Below are 18711 nucleotides of genomic sequence, written 5' to 3'. Positions count from 1 at the left end.
CAAAGCGACCCAGTTGATTGATTGAAATCAAACTATCTTAGATTAATTCAGCGAATTTACCGCTATTTTTTTGTGCACGCCAAGCCTAGCAAAGAAACATAAAGGTGCAAAAGCTTCCAGAAGTGGAGATCCAATTTATCTTTCTTTGCACTTGCCGAGTAAATTGTCATTTTTGGTACACAAACAGATTACAAACAAAATCCGCCTTGTTCGACAAGCAACAAGCCCGCTTTTCCAGCCGAACGCCGCTGCCCCAAAAATTGGCAGAAATTGTCTTCCCACTGAAATTTCCGCAAATTGCCCCCACACAGTTTTGGTTTTAGTATCGGTCGCTCACCAGGTATTGATCCCGAGTCTTAGCGAGGTAGATTCAGTCATGTCAAAAATTGGAATTTATGTGGGCAGCTCCACTGGCTCAACTATGCAGGTAGCCAAGAAACTGGAAGCAGCATTCGGCGAGGAGCGCTGCGACATTAAAGACCTTGAAGACGACTACATGGATCTCGACGAATTCCTGGAGTACGACATACTCTTTTTCGGTTGCTCCACCTGGGGTTCTGGCGAAGTACAGTACAACTGGGTAGAGCCGTTACAAGATCTGCAGATCAACAAACCCGACTTCAGCGGCAAAACCATCGCCCTGTTTGGTGCCGGTGACTGTAAAGATCACTCCGAGCAATTCGTCAGCGCACTGGCTGTGCTGTACGACAAATTCGGCGCCCGCGGCGCCAGCTTTATTGGTGCCTTCCCCACCGATGGCTACACCTTCGACCACTCCGAAGCGATCCGCGATGGCAAGTTTGTCGGCTTCCCCTTCGACCGGGTGAACGAAGATGACAAAACCGATGAGCGCCTGTCACGCTGGGTGGAAGTATTAAAAGCAGAGATGCCCGCAGAGGCACTCGCTTAAATCTGAACTCTGCAAACGGCGACTGCATTAGCCGCTGTTTACAAAAGGGTCACAAGGGTAAATAAAAAAGGCTGCTCACTGCAGCCTTTTTTATTGGGCGATACGGATTAAAAAAAGGCACGCTACTGCGCTACCGTCTCGGCGTTACCTTGAAAGGTAATGACCATCTCGTCGCAGCTGATGTACTCAAGGTCGATGGAGCCCTGGTTAAAGTTGATGGTGCCACTGCCCGAACCAATATTGCCGTTCGCACAGACGGTCAGACCACTGAACATGGCATCAAAGCTATTGCCCTGGGCATCAACCACCGTTGCCGAAATATCGTAACCGGAGTCGTTATTACCGGTGACGACAATATCGGTGGCTTCGTACTCGCCACGCGTACCCTGGTAATAGGTGGTGTAGGTGCAGTCGAGATCGTCATCAATGTTATCGACCCCATTACTGAAGGTGCAGCTGGCGCTCTGCCGGAAAGAGCCGCTGGGCGGCAGGCCCGGCGCATCGGTGCTGTAGCTGTAGTCCACTTCCGCCTCTGTGCTGCCCGCCAACTCACTCTCGAGATCAACTACCACCGCCACCGATCCATCCAGGGTGATGCTGTAGAGCTCATCCAGTGTTTGGCAGTAGCTATCCAGGCTCACCTGCAGATCGGCCGTTACCGGATAACCATTGACATCGTCATAGCTGACGGAGCCGGAGGTGGTACTACTGCCCCCGCAATCGCCAAATACCGTCTCCGGCGGAACATCTTCATTGACAATTTTGCGGATAGACGGAGCAATAATCGTTTTAAAACCTGTATCCGATGCCGCCGGTTTACTGAAGATACCAACATCGGGGCCATCAAAGGCCTCGCCAACCAACGCCTGCTTAGCGACATCCGCAAACGCCTTGGAGACATCGGTGGCATCCTCCATCGTACTGATACCCTTGTCGCCACCGCCTGAACCACCACCACCACAGGCGGCCAACAGCAGCGTAAACCCTAATAGACCCAGTGACGTTTTTTTCCTTTGCATGATAGTTTGCCCTAAGTTGCTGGTTTTATAGTTATTTGCCAGAGCCTCTTAAGGAGAGGTACGGCAATTTTTAAATGGGTAATGCTATTGTGTTCAGGCCAGCATTACTGTGAATACAACCTCCCTTTGCCACTCACTACGCCCGCTCCAGGATTCACCACAGAGCCTGATCCGCCCAACCACCAGCGCCAGTAGTGGCATTACTGTTCACCGGCGGAGATATTCACCTCCCGGTGTCGATCGGCGATTTCGGCCAGCTCCTGGTCGGTCAGCGCGCGATAGCCACGCGGATAGGACCAGCCATAGCCCCAGCGAAATTGGGTGGGCCAATAGGGCGAACCACCCACACGCACCCCCGCCAACATCAGCTCGGCTATCTCCGGCTCCCCCACCTGGGTGACGCACTCGTGCAGGCGCAGGTCGGCCTGCATGCGCTGCTCATAGGTGCCACCCTGCCAGTAGGCGTAATCGTGTTCGGTACAACAGGCAAGCCACAGCTGCTGTTGCCCGGGGGTACCATCGGGAAAGACACTGCAGCCATCGGAGGTGAAGGGTTTTATCGATTCAGCCCACACCAGGCTGGGTAAAAACAGGAGGGCAGCAAAAAGGGTGGCAACAATAGCCCTGGGGGTGGTCAGCATAAGCTGGGCTGCATCTCCTTTGCGTAGTAACGGTTGGCCAAGCAGGCGAACGTGATTGGGCATACTCAACACCTGGACCCGAGGCCGGTGGTGGTGGATGTAAACGGAGGGATATTCCAACTTTTTGGCGAGGCGTGTCAACCAAACCGGAGACGGGGCGTTTTAGCTAACAGAGAGACGTTCACTCAAAGAGAAGCGCTCAATGTACAACCCCCCAAGGAGTTCACTATGAAACCACTGTTGATTGCTCTACCCATGTTGCTGGCACTGACCGCCCTGGAGGCCAACGCCGGTGAGCGTAACCACACCACCACCATGACCAACGCCCACGGCACCTTTAGCCGCAATACCCACCTGCAAACCAGTGCCAACGGCTTTGAACGCAACCGGGTAACCACCGGCCCCGGCGGCCAAAGCCGGGAGATGCACAGCCGCGTGAACGTTGATGCCGACCAGGGTGTGCTCACCCGGGAACGCACCACCGTGCGCGCTAACGGCAGCACACTCAGCAGCGATGCGCAGGTGGTGCGCACGGAGAACGGTTACCAGCGCAGCATCAGCCGCAGCAATGGCAACGGCGCCAGCGTTGAGACAGAGGTGGATGTCAGTGTGGATAGAGAGGCCAAGTCACTCACCAAGGAGATCACGGTGGTCGATGCCAGCGGCGCGAGCCACAGCAATACCATCACCCACACCGTCACCAAGGGCGACGCCAACCCTTAGCAAAGCCCCCTTAGCGGTAACGAAACGGCCAGGTGCTAGCGTTTATTAATGCGCTGCCTGGCCGCCATCCGTGCGGCCAGCTTCGGCTTGACCAGCGTGTAAACCAACGTTACCACCACCAAACCCGCCAACAGCCAAACCAGGTGTTCGGCATCGTGCATAATCGGGCTGCCCTGGCCATGGCCGGGGTGAGCCAGCGCAATCAGTGGCATCAGTAACGCCGCCAGGGCAACGGTTGTACGCGTTATCATTTTCATCAATTCCCCCTCACACCACCGCCACGGCGGGTGGCAACGCCTTCTCCGGCAACATGCCGGCATCAATAATAAAGTGGATGATCTCGTCCAGCCCCTGGCCCGCTTTCAGGTTGGAGAAGACAAACGGGCGCTCGCCCCGCTGCGCCCTGGCATCTTTTGCCATCACCTCCAGCGATGCGCCCACCAAGGGCGCCAGGTCGGTTTTGTTGATTACCAACAGATCGGATTTGGTGATACCCGGGCCGCCCTTGCGCGGAATCTTGTCGCCGGCGGAGACATCAATCACGTAGATAGTGAGGTCGGAGAGCTCCGGGCTGAAGGTGGCACTGAGGTTATCGCCGCCACTCTCAACAAACACCACATCCAGGTCACCGTGGCGCGCTTTTAATTCGTCGATTGCGGCCAGATTCATGGAGGCATCTTCGCGGATGGCGGTGTGCGGGCAGCCACCGGTCTCAACGCCGATAATGCGGTCCGCCGTTAACGCCTCGTGGCGGGTGAGGAAGTTGGCGTCCTCCATGGTGTAGATATCGTTGGTGACCACGGCGATGTCGTAGTGATCGCGCAGGGCGCAGCACAACGAGCGCAGCAGCGCTGTTTTGCCCGAGCCCACCGGGCCACCGACACCCACGCGCAGGGTCTGTTTGGGTCTCTCTGGGTTACTCATAGTTACTCCGTGTGGTTGTCGCTTCGCTAAGAGCGAAATAACCGGGTGTATTGGTGTTCGTGCAGGCTGCTGGCAATAGCCAGGGCCGGCAGGCTGGCGCCAAGCTCGTCATCCGCCAGAGTTTCGGCGGTGGCAATAGCGCTGGGAATCAATCCCTGCAGCTGCCCCAGCAGCTGTTGCGCCTGGGTCTGGCCCAAGGGCACCAGCTTGGTGGCGGCGGCCACCTGGTTCTCCAGCCAAGACCAGCAAAAGCCCATAGCCGCCGTGGCCGCGGGCACCTGCCAGTAGCTGGCGGCAATAGCAAAGGTGGCGGCGAAGCTGCACGGGTTATCCAGCTCGCACGGCACCGCCAGCGATAACAACAACCGGCGCAGCGCCTGGCCCATGGCGGTATCGGTCAGATGCAGTTCGTGGCTCTCCCGGGCGGCCAACAGGTAGTCGTTCCAGTAGTGCAGTTGCTCGCTATCACCCTGGCTGTGGGCGGCGTGCAGGCGCAAAAAAACCGGCACATCCAAATAGGCCAGGGTGTGTTGCAGTTGCGCCGCCAGCCACTGGCCGGCGCTTTCGCTGTTGGTTACCCAGCCCTGCTCGCAGGCGCTCTCCAGCCCCTGGGAGAAGGCAAAGCCGCCCACCGGCAGGCTCACAGAGGAGAGCTGCAGCAGGCGCAGCAGGCCGGCATCAGTGGTGGTGATGGCCATGGCCGCCATAGGCTCCGTTCTCGGGCACAAATACCGCCTCCTCCTGTACCGTGGTCAAGCCCAGCAGCTGCATCATCTCCTCCAGCACGTGGTCGGGGGTGATGCGCAACCAGAGCTCACCCACCTGCAGCTTCACGTGGCGATTACCCAGGTGATAACAGGCCTTGGCGAAGGTGAGCCAGTCGTCGCAGCGGGCGGTGACCACCGGCTCCATGGCGCCACACACCTGTAGGGTTTTGCCACAGTGGGTACGCAGAAATTCACCCACCTGCAGCGGCCGGCCACGCTCCAGAAAGATTCTTACCTCCTGGCCATCGGCGGTCAGGGTGCGCAGGCGGCCCTTGTCCCGCTGCTCATGATTCAACACCAATTCAGCAAATACTGGGTCGTGACAGTGATCGCCCAGGCGCTCATAAACTTCCAACATGGTTTGCACCTCTCACACTATCAAAACAGGTTATACAGGCGGGCCAACGGCAGCTCTTTGGCCGGCTCGCAGGTGAGCAACACGCCATCGGCACGCACCTCGTAGGTCTGCGGGTCGACCTCGATTTTGGGCTGCCAGCTGTTGAGCACCATATCGTTCTTGCCAATGGTGCGGGTGTTTTTGCAGGCCACCAGAGTGCGTTGCAAGCCCAGCGCGGTGCCGACATCCGCCGCCACCGCGGCACTGGCGGCAAAGGTGACCGAGGTCTTCGCCGCCGCCAGTGGCTGCGCGCCAAACATGGGGCGATAGTGCACCGGTTGCGGGGTGGGAATGGAGGCGTTGGGGTCACCCATGGGGGCGGCGGCGATAAAGCCGCCCTTGATAATAGTGGCCGGCTTAACGCCAAAAAAGGCCGGCTTCCAGAGCACCAAATCGGCCATTTTGCCGACCTCAATGCTGCCCACGGTGTCGGCCACGCCGTGGGTAATGGCCGGGTTGATGGTGTACTTGGCAATGTAGCGGCGCACGCGGTAGTTATCGCAGCTGTCGTCGTCCTCAGGCAGTGGCCCGCGCTGTACTTTCATCTTGTGGGCAGTCTGCCAGGTGCGGCAGATCACCTCACCCACCCGTCCCATGGCCTGGGAGTCGGAGGAGATCATGCTGAAGGCGCCCAGGTCGTGGAAAATATCCTCCGCAGCGATGGTCTCCTTGCGGATGCGCGAGTCGGCAAAGGCGACATCCTCGGGAATGCTCGGGTCCAGGTGATGGCAAACCATCAGCATATCCAGGTGTTCATCCACGGTATTGACTGTGTAGGGCCGCGTCGGGTTGGTGGATGAGGGCAGCACGTTGGGTGAAGCGCAGGCCTTGATGATATCCGGCGCGTGGCCACCGCCGGCCCCCTCGGTGTGGTAGGTGTGGATCACCCGGCCCTTGAAGGCGCCCAGGGTGTCGTCGACAAAACCCGACTCGTTGAGGGTGTCGGTGTGGATTGCCACCTGCACGTCGTACTCTTCGGCCACCGACAGACAACAGTCGATAGCCGCCGGGGTGGTGCCCCAATCCTCGTGCAGTTTCAGGCCGCAGGCGCCGGCCTCAAGCTGTTCGCGCAGCGCCTCCGGTTTACTGGCGTTGCCCTTGCCCAAAAAGCCAAAGTTCATCGGCAGGCCATCGGTGGCCTGCAGCATCTTGCCAATATTCCAGGGCCCCGGCGTACAGGTGGTGGCGTTGGTACCCGTGGCCGGGCCGGTGCCGCCACCAATCATGGTGGTGATACCCGACATCAACGCCTCTTCTACCTGCTGCGGGCAGATGAAATGGATATGGGCGTCGATGGCGCCGGCGGTGAGAATAGAGCCCTCGCCGGCCAGCACCTCGGTGCCGGGGCCGACGTTAATGGTCACCCCCGCCTGCACATCCGGGTTGCCGGCCTTGCCAATGGCAGCGATGGTGCCCGCCTTGATGCCGACATCGGCTTTGACAATACCCCAGTGGTCGATAATCAGAGCATTGGTGATCACCAGGTCCATGCACTCGGCACTGACCACCTGGCTCTGGCCCATGCCATCGCGAATCACCTTGCCGCCACCAAATTTAACCTCGTCGCCGTAGACGGTGAAATCCTGCTCCACCTTCACCCACAACTCGGTATCCGCCAGGCGCACACAGTCGCCGGTGGTGGGCCCAAACATCTGCGCGTAGCTGTTGCGATCCATCGTCGCCATTAGGGTTGCCCTCCGTCAGTGGCCGGTAACGGCCCCATCACCTCGCCACGAAAGCCGTAGATCTCGCGCTTGCCGGCGTAGGCGACCAGCTCCACATCCCGCGTCTGGCCGGGCTCGAAGCGCACCGCCGTGCCGGAGGCGATGTTGAGGTGAAAACCCAGGGCCAGTTTGCGCTCAAACACCAGCGCCGGGTTCACTTCGTAAAAATGGTAGTGGGAGCCAACCTGAATGGGGCGGTCGCCACTGTTGGCGACGGTGAGCGTTACCGTGGCCCGCCCCTCGTTGAGAATAATTTGCCCGGGTGCCACCCGATATTCGCCAGGAATCATAATCTTGCCTCTTGCTCTGCCCATGCGCTGGTCTCACCGCCATCAGCGCGCCCTATCGAACTTAAAAATCAATTAATGGGATCGTGCACCGTTACCAGCTTGGTGCCATCGGCAAAGGTCGCCTCCACCTGCACTTCGTGAATCAGCTCCGCCACGCCATCCAGCACCTGATCGGCGCGCAACACCTGCTTACCGTAGGCCATCAGCTCCGCCACGCTTTTGCCATCGCGGGCGCCTTCAATAATTTCCATGGTGATATAGGCCACCGCCTCCGGATAGTTGAGTTGCAGGCCGCGCAGCAGACGCCGCTCGGCCAGCAAGGCAGCGGTAAAAATCAGCAATTTATCTTTCTCTTTGGGTAACAGTTCCATGACTCTCGCTCACCAGATCATCAATGTTGAGTGGGCCTATGCCGCACTAGCAGGCCCATATTCTCGGCAGGCACGCAGGCCGCTCTAACAACGCCGGGCGCAACAACTGCCAGGCCCTGGTTAATAACTGCCGCAGCTGATTGGCGTTATCGCCCAGGGCGCGAATAACAATAAATTGGCCTCGACTGGTGACTCCCAGGTGGTTATCCGGGTTCACCAATTGCGCGCGCAGTGTCGCGATCAGATCAGCCAGCGGCTCGGCCTGCGCAAAGGGGCCAGCCACCATCAGCGCCGAGGCCACCCGCCCCTGTAGACCGGCGGCACCCGCCATTAACAGTTGATCGCTGGCATTCAGGCGCAGGCTCTCCAGCAACAGGGGTTTGTTTCCCGCCCAGAGCTCAAACGACTGCAGCAGTTGCCCGGAGGTAAACGGCTGGCCACTGGCCGGCAGCCCCAGGCAGGTGATCTCCCAGCCAATAAAACGGGCCGCGCGTGATTCAGGAGTGGGTTGGGGCTCGGCTTGCGGCAACTGCACCCGGGTCACCAGGCGGCCGCGGCTGTTGGGAAAGGCGATGGTCTCGAGCGGCAGCCACTCCACCGCCGAGCCATTGGCCAACTGCAGACTCACCACCTGCCGCTGTAACGCCTGGTCGGGCCGGGCGCGGTAGAGTCGGCTGGCACCGGGGGTGGTGAAGAGCGCCTGGGCACCGGGCGCCAGCTCGGCCGAAATTTGCAGATGATCGCCGGAGACCAGACCGCCCGGGGGGTGCAACAGGTAGATGTGGGCGAGGTCACTGCCCTCGGGGTAGAAAGGCTTTTGTACGTAGAGCGGGCCGCTGTGCTCGCGTTGCAGCAGCCGGGTACCGCGCTGGGTGTGGCCCAGCTGCAGGTGAAGTGAGGCGGCCCACTGTGAGCCGCCGACAGACAGATTGGCTTTTTCCAGCAGCCCCATCACACCGCCAAGTGTTGTTTGATCAGTTCATCACTGAGTTCGCTCATTTTGTTGGCAGCCACCACTCGGCCTTTTTCCATCAGCCGAAACTCCTGCCCCACTCTGCGCGCAAAACCCAGTTTCTGTTCCACCAAAATCACCGTTAAATTCTCTTCCCGATTGAGCTTGGTTATCACATCGCCTATCTGTTTAACGATATTGGGCTGAATACCCTCATTGGGCTCATCCAGAATCAGTACCTTGGGCTCTATCACCAGCGCCCGGCCAATGGCCAGTTGCTGCTGTTGGCCGCCGGAGAGGTCACCGCCACGCCGGTTGAGCATATCTTTCAGCACCGGGAAGAGCTCAAATATTTTGTCGGGGATCTGCTTGGTCTTCTCCTTGCGACAAGGTAGGCCCACCCGCAAATTCTCCTCCACCGTTAACAACGGAAAAATATCACGCCCCTGGGGTACAAAGCCAATACCATTGTGCGCCCGCCACTCGGCAGACCGCCCCTGAATGGGTTGGCCATCGTAGAGAATATCGCCGCTTTTAATGGGCAATAATCCCATTAAACATTTCAGCAACGTAGTTTTACCGACACCGTTGCGGCCCATAATGCAGGTACAGGAGCCGGGCTCGATATCGAGATTTAAATCCCAAAGAATTTGGGTACCGCCGTAGAGCTGATTGATATTTTTAAACTGAATCATTCGTCGCTCCCCAAATAAACTTCAATCACGTCGGGGTTATTTTGCACCTCGTCCATAGTGCCCTCGGCCAACACCGAGCCCTGATGCAATACCGTCACCGTGCGGGCGATGCTGCGCACAAACTCCATATCGTGCTCCACCACAATCACCGTGTGGTCACCGGCGAGACTGGTCAGCAGCTCGGCGGTACGCTCCGTCTCCTGGGCGGTCATACCGGCCACCGGTTCATCAATTAACAGCAGTTTTGGGTCGGCCACCAGCAGCATGCCAATCTCCAGCCACTGCTTCTGGCCGTGGGAGAGCGCACCGGCCAACATGTTTTGTTGCTCAGCAAGGCCAATCAACTGCAGAACATAAGCGATCTTTTCGCGCTGCTCAGCGCTGAGGCTGGCGTGCAGTGTGTACCAGATACCCTTGCTGGCCTTAATGGAGAGCTCCAAATTGGCAAACACCGTTTGCGCCTCGAACACCGTTGGCTTTTGAAATTTACGGCCAATACCCAGCTGGGCAATTTCCGGCTCAGAGCGCTGCAATAAATTAATGGTCTGGCCAAAGTAGACTGTGCCGGAGTCGCACTGGGTTTTACCCGTAATAATATCCATCAAGGTGGTTTTGCCAGCGCCATTAGCACCAATTAAACAGCGCAGTTCACCGTCGTCGACGTAGAGATTCAAATTGTTGATCGCTTTAAAACCATCAAAGGCGACGGTTAATCCCTCCACGTACAAAATCACATTTTTAGAGACATCCAAATCGGGCGGCACCTCGGGCGCCAGAAACGGCCAGACCCGGTCTGGTGCCATCACTTCGCGGGTTTTATCCAACCACTTCATCACGCTACCTCCGCTTTGGCTTTCGCCCGTTGCAGGCGATTACTCACCCAGCCGACCAGCCCTTGGGGCAGGAAGATAGTCACGTAGACAAACAGCGCCCCCAGCATAAAGGCCCAGCCATCCGGGAATATGGCGGTAAAGCGGGTTTTGGCGTAGTTGACCAGCAGCGCCCCGACGATGGCACCATAGAGAGTGCCACGACCACCCACGGCCACCCACACCACCACCTCAATGGATTTCAGCGGCTGGAATTCACCGGGGTTGATAATACCCACCTGCGGCACATACAAAATACCCGCCACCGCCGCCAACAGCGCCGAGTAGACAAACAGCCAGACTTTGTAATATTCCGTGCGATAACCTAAAAAGCGCGTGCGCGACTCACCATCGCGAATACTCAACAGCACCCGGCCAAAGCGGGAGTTCATAATGTAACGGCTGGAAAAATAGGCTCCGGCCAACACCGTGGCGGTAATAATAAACAGGCAGACGCGGGTGCTGTCGGCCTGCAGATCAAAACCCAACAGATCTTTAAAGTCAGTCAGGCCGTTGTTACCACCAAAGCCCATCTCGTTGCGGAAAAAAGCGAGCATTAATGCGAAGGTTAACGCCTGGGTCATAATCGACAGATAAACACCGGTCACCCGCGAGCGAAAGGCAAACCAACCAAACACAAAGGCAAGCAGGCCGGGCACCAACAGAGCCATGGCCATGGCAAACAGGAAGTTATCCATGCCCAGCCAGAACCAGGGCAGATCCTGCCAGTTCAAAAAGACCATAAAGTCGGGTAGCAATGGGTTGCCATAGACACCGCGATCACCAATCTGCCGCATCAGATACATACCCATGCCGTAGCCGCCCAGCGCAAAGAAGGCGCCATGGCCCAGGCTTAAAATTCCGCAGTAACCCCAAATCACATCCACCGATAAGGCCAACAGCGCAAAGCAGAGGTATTTACCCAGCAGGGTGATGGTGTAGGTACTCACGTGCAACAGAGAACCTTCCGGGAAGAGCAGATTGCCCGCCGAGGCCAGAATAGTCACACCAAACAGCACCACCACAAAAACCATAGAGGCGTTGGCGGTGGCGCGGGAGTTGGCCCACCAGGCGAAGAGATTGAACTTAGTCATTGGCGGCTCTCCCTTTTTGTGGGAACAATCCTTTCGGACGCTTCTGTATAAACAGAATGATAAATACCAAAATCAAAATTTTGGCCAGCACGGCGCCGGTGGCAGGCTCAAGAAATTTATTGGCCACACCCAGGGTGAAGCCGCCTACTAATGTGCCCATTAAATTACCCACACCACCAAACACCACCACCATAAAGGAGTCGATAATGTAAGACTGGCCGAGGTTGGGGCCGACGTTGGTGATCTGAGACAGCGCCACACCGGCAATACCGGCAATACCCGAACCCAAACCAAAAGTCAGCGCATCAACACGGTCGGTTTTAATACCAATAGCCTTGGCCATATTTCGGTTTTGCGAAACCGCACGCACGTTCAAACCGAGCGAGGTCTTTTTCATAATCAACTGCAACGCAAAAAAGAGCAGCAGCGCAAATATCAAAATGTACAGACGGTTGTAGGTGATGGAAAAGACCGAATTGATCTCCAGAGAGCCACTCATCCACTGGGGGGTAATCACCTGGCGGTTAAGCGGAGTAAAGATCGCCTTTACCACCTCCTGCAAAATCAGGCTGATACCAAAGGTGGCCAGCAAGGTCTCCAGCGGCCGGCCGTGCAGGAAGCGAATCACGGTGCGCTCAATTACCACACCCACGCTACCGGAGACCAAAAAGGCGAGCGGTATCGCCACTAACAGCGAATAGCCGATGGCCCCGGGCATAATGTACTCCTGGATAGCAAAGGTGGTGTAGGCGCCGAGCATCATCATTTCGCCGTGAGCCATATTGATCACCCCCATTACACCGAAGGTGATGGCCAAGCCGATGGCAGCCAGGAGCAGCACCGAGCCCAGGCTCAACCCAAAAAAGAGCTGCTCCAGAAAACTGTAGAAGCTAATTTTGCTCTCGATTTTTTTCAGGGCAGTGGCCGCAGCGGCACGCACCGGCGCCGAACTCTCTATAAATTCACCATCGCCGTTGGTTTCCAACAATTGCGTGAGCACCACCCGCACATCCGGTTCCAAACTACCGGTTAATTGTGCAATCGCGGCCAGCCGCTGTTCGTCATCGGCACTGCTTTTTAATTGGTAGAGGGCATAGGCCTCGCGCAGCGCCGCCAGCACATCGCTGTCGGCTTCCACAGCAATGCGTTCTTGAATCAGTTGCGCCGAGCTTTCATCCAGCTCTCCCAGCATGGTCTGCACCGCGTGCAGTCGCTGCTGGGCGGATTCGGCACTTAAATTGATGCGGGCAATAGCCTCCCGCAATTGTGTACGCAAAGCATTATTAACGCGTATTTTTTTAACGGCACCACGCTCGAATTGACCAAGATCTGCACCGGTAAAAACCTCTGCACCGCTATAACCTTCGTCATTTTTTGTGGCAAGCATCAGCTGCTTGCTCTCTTTCTCATAATAGAGATCACCCGCCAGCAAAGTTTCAAACAGCGGCATCATGCTGTCGCCACCGGCCTCTTCCAGTTGGGTGATAATATCTGCGGTTTCGTTGAGACTCGCTTCCGTCAGCGAGTGCAAGAGTGCCTGCACCTCGGCATCATCCGCCCGGGTAAGCGGGCTAAATACCACGAAAATTAACAGACTCAAGCCGATTCGGAATATTTTCCGCACAGGAACCTCCGGGAGATTGAGCAACAAAGCACCCGAGCCTAAGCTCGGGTGAAGACTAAGGAGAACAACACGCCGATAAATTCGGCGTAAAAGCGCCGGTTTAACTTCCCTATTAACTCCACAAAAGTGTTGGCATTCACTGTGCAGAGAGGCAACAGATTGCTCTGCCATTGGCATCCATGCCCTACCTTCCTTCGCAATCGATTTGAAAGCCAGCCAACAGACACCGGCTCTCGTCAGTCAAAGCACTCGATTAGAAATTTTGACCAGAACACTTCTTGGTAACGGTGTTGTAGTTGCCACAGCTAATCGGCGCAGTCCAATCGGAGATAATGTCTTTGGAACCGGGCAGGAAGTCAGACCAGGCATCACCAGGTACCAGACCATCGGTTTCCCAAACCACTTCGAACTGACCGTCATCCTGAATTTCACCAATCAGAACCGGTTTAGTCAGGTGGTGGTTTTTCAACATCTTGGCGGTGCCACCGGTGAGGTTGGCGGTTTCAGTACCGATCAATGCCGCAGAGACTTTGTCAACACTGGTAGTGCCTGCCTTCTCAACCGCTTTCACCCACATATTGAAACCGATGTAGGTCGCCTCCATTGGGTCGTTGGTAACACGCTCTGGGCCCATGGCTGCTTTCCAGGTTTTAATGAAATCCGCATTAACATCAGTGTCAACGCTCTCGAAGTAGTTCCAAGCAGCCAGGTGGCCAACCAGCGGTGCGGTATCAATACCCGACAACTCCTCTTCACCTACAGAGAAGGCAATAACAGGAATATCTTCGGCCGAGATACCCTGGTTACCCAGTTCTTTATAGAAAGGAACGTTGGCGTCGCCGTTAATGGTGGAGACCACCGCGGTTTTCTTACCGGCTGAGCCAAACTTTTTGATATCGGAAACAATACTCTGCCAATCGGAGTGACCGAAGGGCGTGTAGTTGATCATGATATCTTCATCGGTGAAGCCTTTGGATTTCAGGTAGGCTTCTAAAATTTTGTTGGTGGTACGTGGGTAGACGTAGTCAGTACCGGCCAATACCCAGCGTTTCACACCCAATTCGTTCATCAGGTAATCAACCGCGGGAATAGCCTGCTGGTTGGGCGCGGCACCGGTGTAGAAGATATTTTTTGAAGACTCTTCGCCTTCGTACTGCACCGGGTAGAACATCAAACCGTTCAACTCTTCAATCACCGGCAGTACCGATTTGCGCGATACCGAAGTCCAGCAGCCGAAAATAACATCGACCTTGTCTTTCTCCAGTAATTCACGGGTTTTTTCCGCAAACAGTGGCCAGTCGGAAGCCGGGTCAACCACTACCGCTTCCAGTTTTTTACCAAGCAAGCCACCCTTGGCGTTTTGCTGGTCGACCAGCATTAAGACAGTGTCTTTCAACGTGGTTTCACTAATAGCCATGGTGCCGGAGAGCGAGTGCAGCACACCCACTTTAATAGTATCGGCCGCCTGCAAGGCCATGGAGGCAACCATCGACAGACCGGCAACACCGGCCAACAGGGATTGTTTAAATTTCATAAAATTCACCTTTGCAACAATTTAAGCTTGAGCGGGGCGCACACTTCGCCCCCCGTCGACTCGTTATTAGAAAACGACGATCATCTCCAAGGCCACGGTGTCGGCATCGGTATCGGTGGCGTTGTCGGAGACGTTGTTGTACTCCAACACGAAAGAGACGTTGTCGGTCAAAACGTAAGAACCAGCAGCGGTGTACTTCTCAAGGTCGGTACCATCGTCCAACTCAATGGCACTGGTGCGCAGGGTTAGGCCAATCTTATCGGTAAAGCCGTAGTTGGCCATCACCAGCCAGCTGTCACCGTCGTTACCCTCAACACCCCAATCAGAGACATCGTTGTATTCAAAAGCCAGCAACAGCGAATTGATGGAGTAGCTGGTCCAGAAGTTAACCAGAGTTTGGTCAAAGGCATCACCCACTACCGGCTCCACTTTAGAGGTAGCGAAGCCCAAAAATACGGTGAGATCTTCCACACCGGTAAACTTAAACGCACCCTCAGCGCCAACATTGCTGGAGTCGGTATCGGTACCATTCCAGATATCTGAGGCGAGCGAGCCGTAAATCATAAAGTCGTCGGTAGTGTAGGTAACTGCGGCACCGTTAAAAAAGGCGGGATAAACCAGTGCAACCGAGGTGGAGTATTGGAACAAATCCGGTGCGTGGAAAGCTTCCCAACCCAGGGCACTCAAATATTTACCGGCTTTGAAAGAGAGTTTATCGGTGGCCTGATAAACCATCATGGCGTGTTCCAGCGTGTAATCTTCATCGGCGCCACCGGCAACGTGCGCCTCGATAGATACCTTGTCATCCAGTTGTGAATTAAATCGAACTTCCGCACGATCCAAACCGGTAGAGCTGTCACTGGCATCGTCGAATTCAGTGTAGCTCGCAGACATATCCAGATAACCGGAAATAACCACATCGCCCATAGTGGTTTCAGCCATGGCGTTGCCAGCACTCCCCAAAACCGCAGCTGCGATAAGACTGGTCAGCAGATGTTTATTGGTATTCATTGGTGTCGGTTCCCCCCGAACAATAGACATAATAAGTTTGTGTGTGGTGCGCAGTGAAAAAGCAGAATCAACAGCGCCGGCTTAGTCGCTCACAATGGTGGCGTGTAAAAAACAAGCCAGCCTCATGGTAGAAACTTTTTTTTAGCCTGCGCAGGGGCTCTTTCGCCCAAGCCGCTACGTCAATTGACGTAATTGATGTTGGAGGGAAGAAAAATAAAAGGCGTTGTAGCCGAACAATCGATAACTATTAACCGATTAATTCAGCCACTCAAGGCTGATAAAATTAAAATTGTAAATAATTAAATAGCAGGGAAAAACGAATCAGGAGGCAGCTCAGTTGCGAAGACAACAGGCTCGGCTATGGGTAATATTTCCCGGGCTCTAGGTAAATTAACGTAGGGCCCACACAACAGATATTTGTATGGGCCGCACTCAATGCAGCGCGAATGCTCTATGCTACTCTCCACAACGTGGACTTCACTCAACAACGCACACCAATATCAAGAACGCTCCAATATCAAGAACAGGGGATGCGCGAAATCCGCTGATGAAATCAATAGAGCGCATCTTTATAGGATTGGTCCAGGCGCCGCTCTGTTTCCTGTACCCGTTCGCTGGTCAGCTCTCCGCCCAAAGCGGCAAAGGCCCGGGCACCCAATGAGACCTTATTATCACCCCAGGAGTCAGGCTGCCACAGTTTGGAGCGGATCATCGCCTTGCCACAGTGAACAAAACAGGCCGAGACTTTAACCCGGGTATACATTAATGCCGGCTTGCCATTGACCGTCATGCCCTCTAACAGATCGGGGTCGGTATGCAGGGTAGCTATGCCTTTAACCCTGAGTGTCTCCCGCTGATTGGGCACCACAAACAAAAGCCCGATACGACCATTGGCGAGAATATTGCGAAAGCCCATAGCCAACCGATTACCCGGCCTTTCGGGAATTAACAGATCCCCCTCTGACGTAATTTGAATAAAGCCGGCAGGGTCTCCTTTGGGAGATACATCCAGCAGACCATCGCTATCCATCGTCGACACCAATACCAGTGGCGAGCGCTCAACGAATTGGCGCATGGCGTCATCGATCCGGGTTTGGATTTTAGCTCGCACAAACTCCATCGGCGTACCCAGCCGTGCCTCCAACTCGGCTTCGGTTTTTATCTGATATTCCGGTTGCATAACTTTACCCTCTCACTTGATGATCAAAGCGCCGCTTGTTGATTACTGGGAGAAACTCAGGAGCGATAATCCCCTAATCCCAACCCAAATCGATTAAAACGGGGCATTCGCCACCGCCATTAACCGATATTTCATTGATTGTCTTTTAATTTATAACTTAACAAATTAAAGCCGTTATATTACTGCCCATCAGCTGCTCCACAGCCGTTATTGCACCGACAATAGCGCTAATGATTGCAGCGCAGAAATTGGCGATACTGCAGGTGATGTTCGTAGAAAAGGCCGGCGGCCGTTTCCGCACAAGCACTGGCTGCGATCACACTGTGAGCGTAGTCATCAAAAATCTCCAACGCGCCGCGGGTAAAATTGACAAGCTGAGGTGCAATATCCTCCACCGGCAGTACTGGGTCCAGCCGACCGTGAATAAACAGCGTCGGCACATCGGTCACCACCGCCATGCCCTCTTTTGCCGGTGCAGCCTCTCCCGGCAGCCAGAGCGCACACCAGTTTTTATCAAACTCAATATTTTCTTCATCGCGCTGCTGCAGGTAGTGATTGGCGTGGGCGCCATCCGCCGCGCGCTTGTCGGCATCGACAAAGGGGTACTCCTCATAGCAGTAGTGGCTGGCGATAGTGACATCGGCCACCGAGGAGTCGAGTAGGTAGCTGACATAATCGGTCACGGTTTCGCTCACCTTGTTGGTAGAGCCCTGCTCCAGATCGGCAATGATAGCCGGCAACTTAGTGAGGTACTCCTCAATATACAGTTGAAAAAAAACGGCGTCATAGAATCGGTCGCCGGTGAGGGCAAACTCGAGCGGTTTGCCATCAACCGGATTGGCGACAGTCATGCGCTGCGGCGCGGCGTTCAATTGGTTCACCATGCGCCAAAAACGCTGCTCAATAAAAGGATACTGTCTAGCACAGTGGCTATCTTCCGCACACCAGGCGAAGGCGTTGTGAAAGGCCGAACTATCGCTCAATGCCCGCTTCTCCTCGTAGCGGATATTGGGAAACACCGCGCCATCCAACACCATGGCTTCCACATTGCCGGGAAACTCCCGGGCGTAGGTTAAGGCATAGCGGGTAGCGTAGGAGACCGAAACAAAATTCCACTGAGCCACCCCCAGCGCCTGGCGTAACTGCTCCACATCCTGCGCCACCGACAGGCTATGGTAGGCACCCACCTGGTGGCCTGCCGCCCGCCAGCGGTCCCGGCAGAGCTGTTCCGAGGCGAGGGTCGCGCTCATCTCTTGCGTTCGGGTATAGGGCTCGGACAATAACTTGGGGGCGAGGTCGATAAACTCCTGGCAGTAGAGTCGCGGCTCGGCCATGCCCACGCCGCGCGGGTCCATCAGGTAGAGATCACGGCCAATATCGAGCGACAGCTGTTTGTAACTGTACCAGTGATAGCGGTTGAACGAGTCGCTATCCAGCCCGGCTGGGAAACCAGGGCCACCACCGCCCAAATCGAGCACCGGGTTTTTATCACCCCCTTTGGCATGGAAGCGAATAACGGGAAAGCGGATCAGCTGGCTGTGAGGGTCGCCCGGCACTTCATAGACCGTCATAAAGTAGCAACTGCTGGGTGGCCAGTCGCGCTCTTGTTCGAACCAACAGGAGACTTTTTTCAGGCCGGGAGTGGCTGGTGACAGATCCTCGAACAGTACCAGCGAGATAAGCACAACACTGCTCAGACCCGCGATGAGGACAATCAACTTGGATAGCGGCGTTCCACTCGCCTCACTCATGCACTACTCCTCAAAGCACACTGTAATTATTATCAAAGCCTTTTCGAACCCCTTACCCTAGCGCCTCATTTAGGGCATTTCAACCTGAGTGGACTGGCAAACCGGTAGTCCGATCCCATCACCGATCATAGAAGTTATCTCCCGGGTGCCCTTCAAACAGAGACGAATCTCACCGCTTTGGTACCCATGCCGGGTGGTGAAAATGGCGGCCATGCCCCGCCACGAGGCTTGGCGA

Annotated in this window: 20 protein-coding genes; 2 read left to right on the top strand and 18 right to left on the bottom strand. The window is 55.6% G+C overall.

The features are described from left to right. Window positions 1–376: 376 nt before the first annotated feature. Window positions 377–910 (top strand): flavodoxin, encoded by a 534-nt coding sequence (locus SBL51_RS14790; protein ID WP_317931816.1) that lies wholly within the window; start codon window positions 377–379, stop codon window positions 908–910. 122 nt (window positions 911–1032) lie between these two features. On the opposite strand, the gene SBL51_RS14785 is transcribed toward SBL51_RS14790, so the two are convergent. After that, entirely contained in the window at window positions 1033–1929 is an 897-nt protein-coding gene (locus tag SBL51_RS14785; protein WP_317931815.1) for a hypothetical protein, read from the bottom strand. A gap of 200 nt (window positions 1930–2129) precedes the next feature. Next, window positions 2130–2633 (bottom strand): hypothetical protein, encoded by a 504-nt coding sequence (locus SBL51_RS14780; protein ID WP_317931814.1) that lies wholly within the window; start codon window positions 2631–2633, stop codon window positions 2130–2132. 165 nt (window positions 2634–2798) lie between these two features. On the opposite strand from SBL51_RS14780, the gene SBL51_RS14775 reads away from it, so the two are divergent. Continuing rightward, window positions 2799–3293, top strand: a complete 495-nt coding sequence (locus tag SBL51_RS14775) for a hypothetical protein (protein WP_317931812.1) — start codon at window positions 2799–2801, stop codon at window positions 3291–3293. A gap of 35 nt (window positions 3294–3328) precedes the next feature. Here the strand turns inward: SBL51_RS14775 and SBL51_RS14770 are convergent, their stop codons facing one another. The 16 genes from SBL51_RS14770 to SBL51_RS14695 all read right to left on the bottom strand — a co-directional run bounded on the left by SBL51_RS14770 (window position 3329) and on the right by SBL51_RS14695 (window position 18476). Next, window positions 3329–3550: a hypothetical protein gene (locus SBL51_RS14770; protein WP_317931811.1), complete on the bottom strand. Its 222-nt coding sequence runs from the start codon at window positions 3548–3550 to the stop codon at window positions 3329–3331. Window positions 3551–3560: 10 nt separating this feature from the next. Beyond that, window positions 3561–4217 carry an urease accessory protein UreG gene (ureG, locus tag SBL51_RS14765; RefSeq protein WP_317931810.1) on the bottom strand — a complete coding sequence of 219 codons (657 nt, stop codon included), beginning with the start codon at window positions 4215–4217 and terminating at the stop codon, window positions 3561–3563. 26 nt (window positions 4218–4243) lie between these two features. After that, window positions 4244–4945, bottom strand: a complete 702-nt coding sequence (locus SBL51_RS14760; protein ID WP_317931809.1) for an urease accessory protein UreF — start codon at window positions 4943–4945, stop codon at window positions 4244–4246. Continuing rightward, complete coding sequence (ureE, locus tag SBL51_RS14755; RefSeq protein WP_317931808.1) at window positions 4896–5342, bottom strand: urease accessory protein UreE; 447 nt, start codon at window positions 5340–5342, stop codon at window positions 4896–4898. Before ureE ends, SBL51_RS14760 begins: the two co-directional genes overlap by 50 nt. A gap of 20 nt (window positions 5343–5362) precedes the next feature. Further along, window positions 5363–7066 (bottom strand): urease subunit alpha, encoded by a 1704-nt coding sequence (ureC, locus tag SBL51_RS14750; protein WP_317931807.1) that lies wholly within the window; start codon window positions 7064–7066, stop codon window positions 5363–5365. Next, window positions 7066–7395, bottom strand: coding sequence for an urease subunit beta (locus SBL51_RS14745; protein WP_317931806.1), 330 nt, complete (start codon window positions 7393–7395; stop codon window positions 7066–7068). Before SBL51_RS14745 ends, ureC begins: the two co-directional genes overlap by 1 nt. Before the next feature lie 68 nt (window positions 7396–7463). After that, entirely contained in the window at window positions 7464–7766 is a 303-nt protein-coding gene (locus SBL51_RS14740; RefSeq protein WP_317931804.1) for an urease subunit gamma, read from the bottom strand. A 46-nt stretch (window positions 7767–7812) separates the two neighbouring features. Continuing rightward, a complete protein-coding gene (locus SBL51_RS14735; RefSeq protein ID WP_317931803.1) occupies window positions 7813–8718 on the bottom strand; it encodes an urease accessory protein UreD in 906 nt (301 codons plus the stop codon). Further along, entirely contained in the window at window positions 8718–9413 is a 696-nt protein-coding gene (gene urtE / locus SBL51_RS14730) for an urea ABC transporter ATP-binding subunit UrtE (protein ID WP_317931802.1), read from the bottom strand. The genes SBL51_RS14735 and urtE overlap by 1 nt, the downstream gene beginning before the upstream one ends. Continuing rightward, on the bottom strand, window positions 9410–10216 hold the full coding sequence (gene urtD, locus SBL51_RS14725; RefSeq protein WP_411860492.1) for an urea ABC transporter ATP-binding protein UrtD: 807 nt from the start codon (window positions 10214–10216) through the stop codon (window positions 9410–9412). The genes urtE and urtD overlap by 4 nt, the downstream gene beginning before the upstream one ends. Before the next feature lie 29 nt (window positions 10217–10245). Beyond that, the gene (gene urtC, locus SBL51_RS14720) at window positions 10246–11376 is read right to left on the bottom strand and encodes an urea ABC transporter permease subunit UrtC (RefSeq protein WP_411860487.1); all 1131 of its coding nucleotides are present in this window, start codon (window positions 11374–11376) and stop codon (window positions 10246–10248) included. After that, on the bottom strand, window positions 11369–13000 hold the full coding sequence (urtB, locus tag SBL51_RS14715; RefSeq protein ID WP_317931800.1) for an urea ABC transporter permease subunit UrtB: 1632 nt from the start codon (window positions 12998–13000) through the stop codon (window positions 11369–11371). The genes urtC and urtB overlap by 8 nt, the downstream gene beginning before the upstream one ends. A gap of 253 nt (window positions 13001–13253) precedes the next feature. Continuing rightward, a complete protein-coding gene (gene urtA / locus SBL51_RS14710; protein ID WP_317931799.1) occupies window positions 13254–14534 on the bottom strand; it encodes an urea ABC transporter substrate-binding protein in 1281 nt (426 codons plus the stop codon). A gap of 66 nt (window positions 14535–14600) precedes the next feature. Further along, window positions 14601–15545 carry an outer membrane beta-barrel protein gene (locus SBL51_RS14705; RefSeq protein ID WP_317931797.1) on the bottom strand — a complete coding sequence of 315 codons (945 nt, stop codon included), beginning with the start codon at window positions 15543–15545 and terminating at the stop codon, window positions 14601–14603. 553 nt (window positions 15546–16098) lie between these two features. Next, window positions 16099–16725 (bottom strand): MSMEG_1061 family FMN-dependent PPOX-type flavoprotein, encoded by a 627-nt coding sequence (locus SBL51_RS14700; protein WP_317931796.1) that lies wholly within the window; start codon window positions 16723–16725, stop codon window positions 16099–16101. Between the two features lie 227 nt (window positions 16726–16952). Beyond that, on the bottom strand, window positions 16953–18476 hold the full coding sequence (locus tag SBL51_RS14695) for an alpha/beta fold hydrolase (RefSeq protein ID WP_317931795.1): 1524 nt from the start codon (window positions 18474–18476) through the stop codon (window positions 16953–16955). Window positions 18477–18711 lie beyond the last annotated feature (235 nt).

Source organism: Halioxenophilus sp. WMMB6, assembly GCF_033283405.1.
Classification (GTDB): Bacteria; Pseudomonadota; Gammaproteobacteria; order Pseudomonadales; family Cellvibrionaceae; genus Halioxenophilus.
This window is presented reverse-complemented; position numbering and strand designations above follow the sequence as displayed.

What these genes read in the sequence shown, in the direction of transcription:
- urtC (WP_411860487.1), bottom strand. Translation starts at nt 11,376, where the DNA reads ATGACTAAGTTCAATCTCTTCGCCTGGTGGGCCAACTCCCGCGCCACC.
- SBL51_RS14745 (WP_317931806.1), bottom strand. Translation starts at nt 7,395, where the DNA reads ATGATTCCTGGCGAATATCGGGTGGCACCCGGGCAAATTATTCTCAAC.
- ureG (WP_317931810.1), bottom strand. Translation starts at nt 4,217, where the DNA reads ATGAGTAACCCAGAGAGACCCAAACAGACCCTGCGCGTGGGTGTCGGT.
- SBL51_RS14700 (WP_317931796.1), bottom strand. Translation starts at nt 16,725, where the DNA reads ATGCAACCGGAATATCAGATAAAAACCGAAGCCGAGTTGGAGGCACGG.
- SBL51_RS14775 (WP_317931812.1), top strand. Translation starts at nt 2,799, where the DNA reads ATGAAACCACTGTTGATTGCTCTACCCATGTTGCTGGCACTGACCGCC.
- SBL51_RS14740 (WP_317931804.1), bottom strand. Translation starts at nt 7,766, where the DNA reads ATGGAACTGTTACCCAAAGAGAAAGATAAATTGCTGATTTTTACCGCT.
- urtD (WP_411860492.1), bottom strand. Translation starts at nt 10,216, where the DNA reads ATGGCACCAGACCGGGTCTGGCCGTTTCTGGCGCCCGAGGTGCCGCCC.
- SBL51_RS14785 (WP_317931815.1), bottom strand. Translation starts at nt 1,929, where the DNA reads ATGCAAAGGAAAAAAACGTCACTGGGTCTATTAGGGTTTACGCTGCTG.
- ureE (WP_317931808.1), bottom strand. Translation starts at nt 5,342, where the DNA reads ATGTTGGAAGTTTATGAGCGCCTGGGCGATCACTGTCACGACCCAGTA.
- ureC (WP_317931807.1), bottom strand. Translation starts at nt 7,066, where the DNA reads ATGGCGACGATGGATCGCAACAGCTACGCGCAGATGTTTGGGCCCACC.
- SBL51_RS14780 (WP_317931814.1), bottom strand. Translation starts at nt 2,633, where the DNA reads ATGCCCAATCACGTTCGCCTGCTTGGCCAACCGTTACTACGCAAAGGA.
- SBL51_RS14735 (WP_317931803.1), bottom strand. Translation starts at nt 8,718, where the DNA reads ATGGGGCTGCTGGAAAAAGCCAATCTGTCTGTCGGCGGCTCACAGTGG.
- SBL51_RS14770 (WP_317931811.1), bottom strand. Translation starts at nt 3,550, where the DNA reads ATGAAAATGATAACGCGTACAACCGTTGCCCTGGCGGCGTTACTGATG.
- SBL51_RS14790 (WP_317931816.1), top strand. Translation starts at nt 377, where the DNA reads ATGTCAAAAATTGGAATTTATGTGGGCAGCTCCACTGGCTCAACTATG.
- urtA (WP_317931799.1), bottom strand. Translation starts at nt 14,534, where the DNA reads ATGAAATTTAAACAATCCCTGTTGGCCGGTGTTGCCGGTCTGTCGATG.
- urtE (WP_317931802.1), bottom strand. Translation starts at nt 9,413, where the DNA reads ATGATTCAGTTTAAAAATATCAATCAGCTCTACGGCGGTACCCAAATT.
- SBL51_RS14695 (WP_317931795.1), bottom strand. Translation starts at nt 18,476, where the DNA reads ATGAGTGAGGCGAGTGGAACGCCGCTATCCAAGTTGATTGTCCTCATC.
- SBL51_RS14705 (WP_317931797.1), bottom strand. Translation starts at nt 15,545, where the DNA reads ATGAATACCAATAAACATCTGCTGACCAGTCTTATCGCAGCTGCGGTT.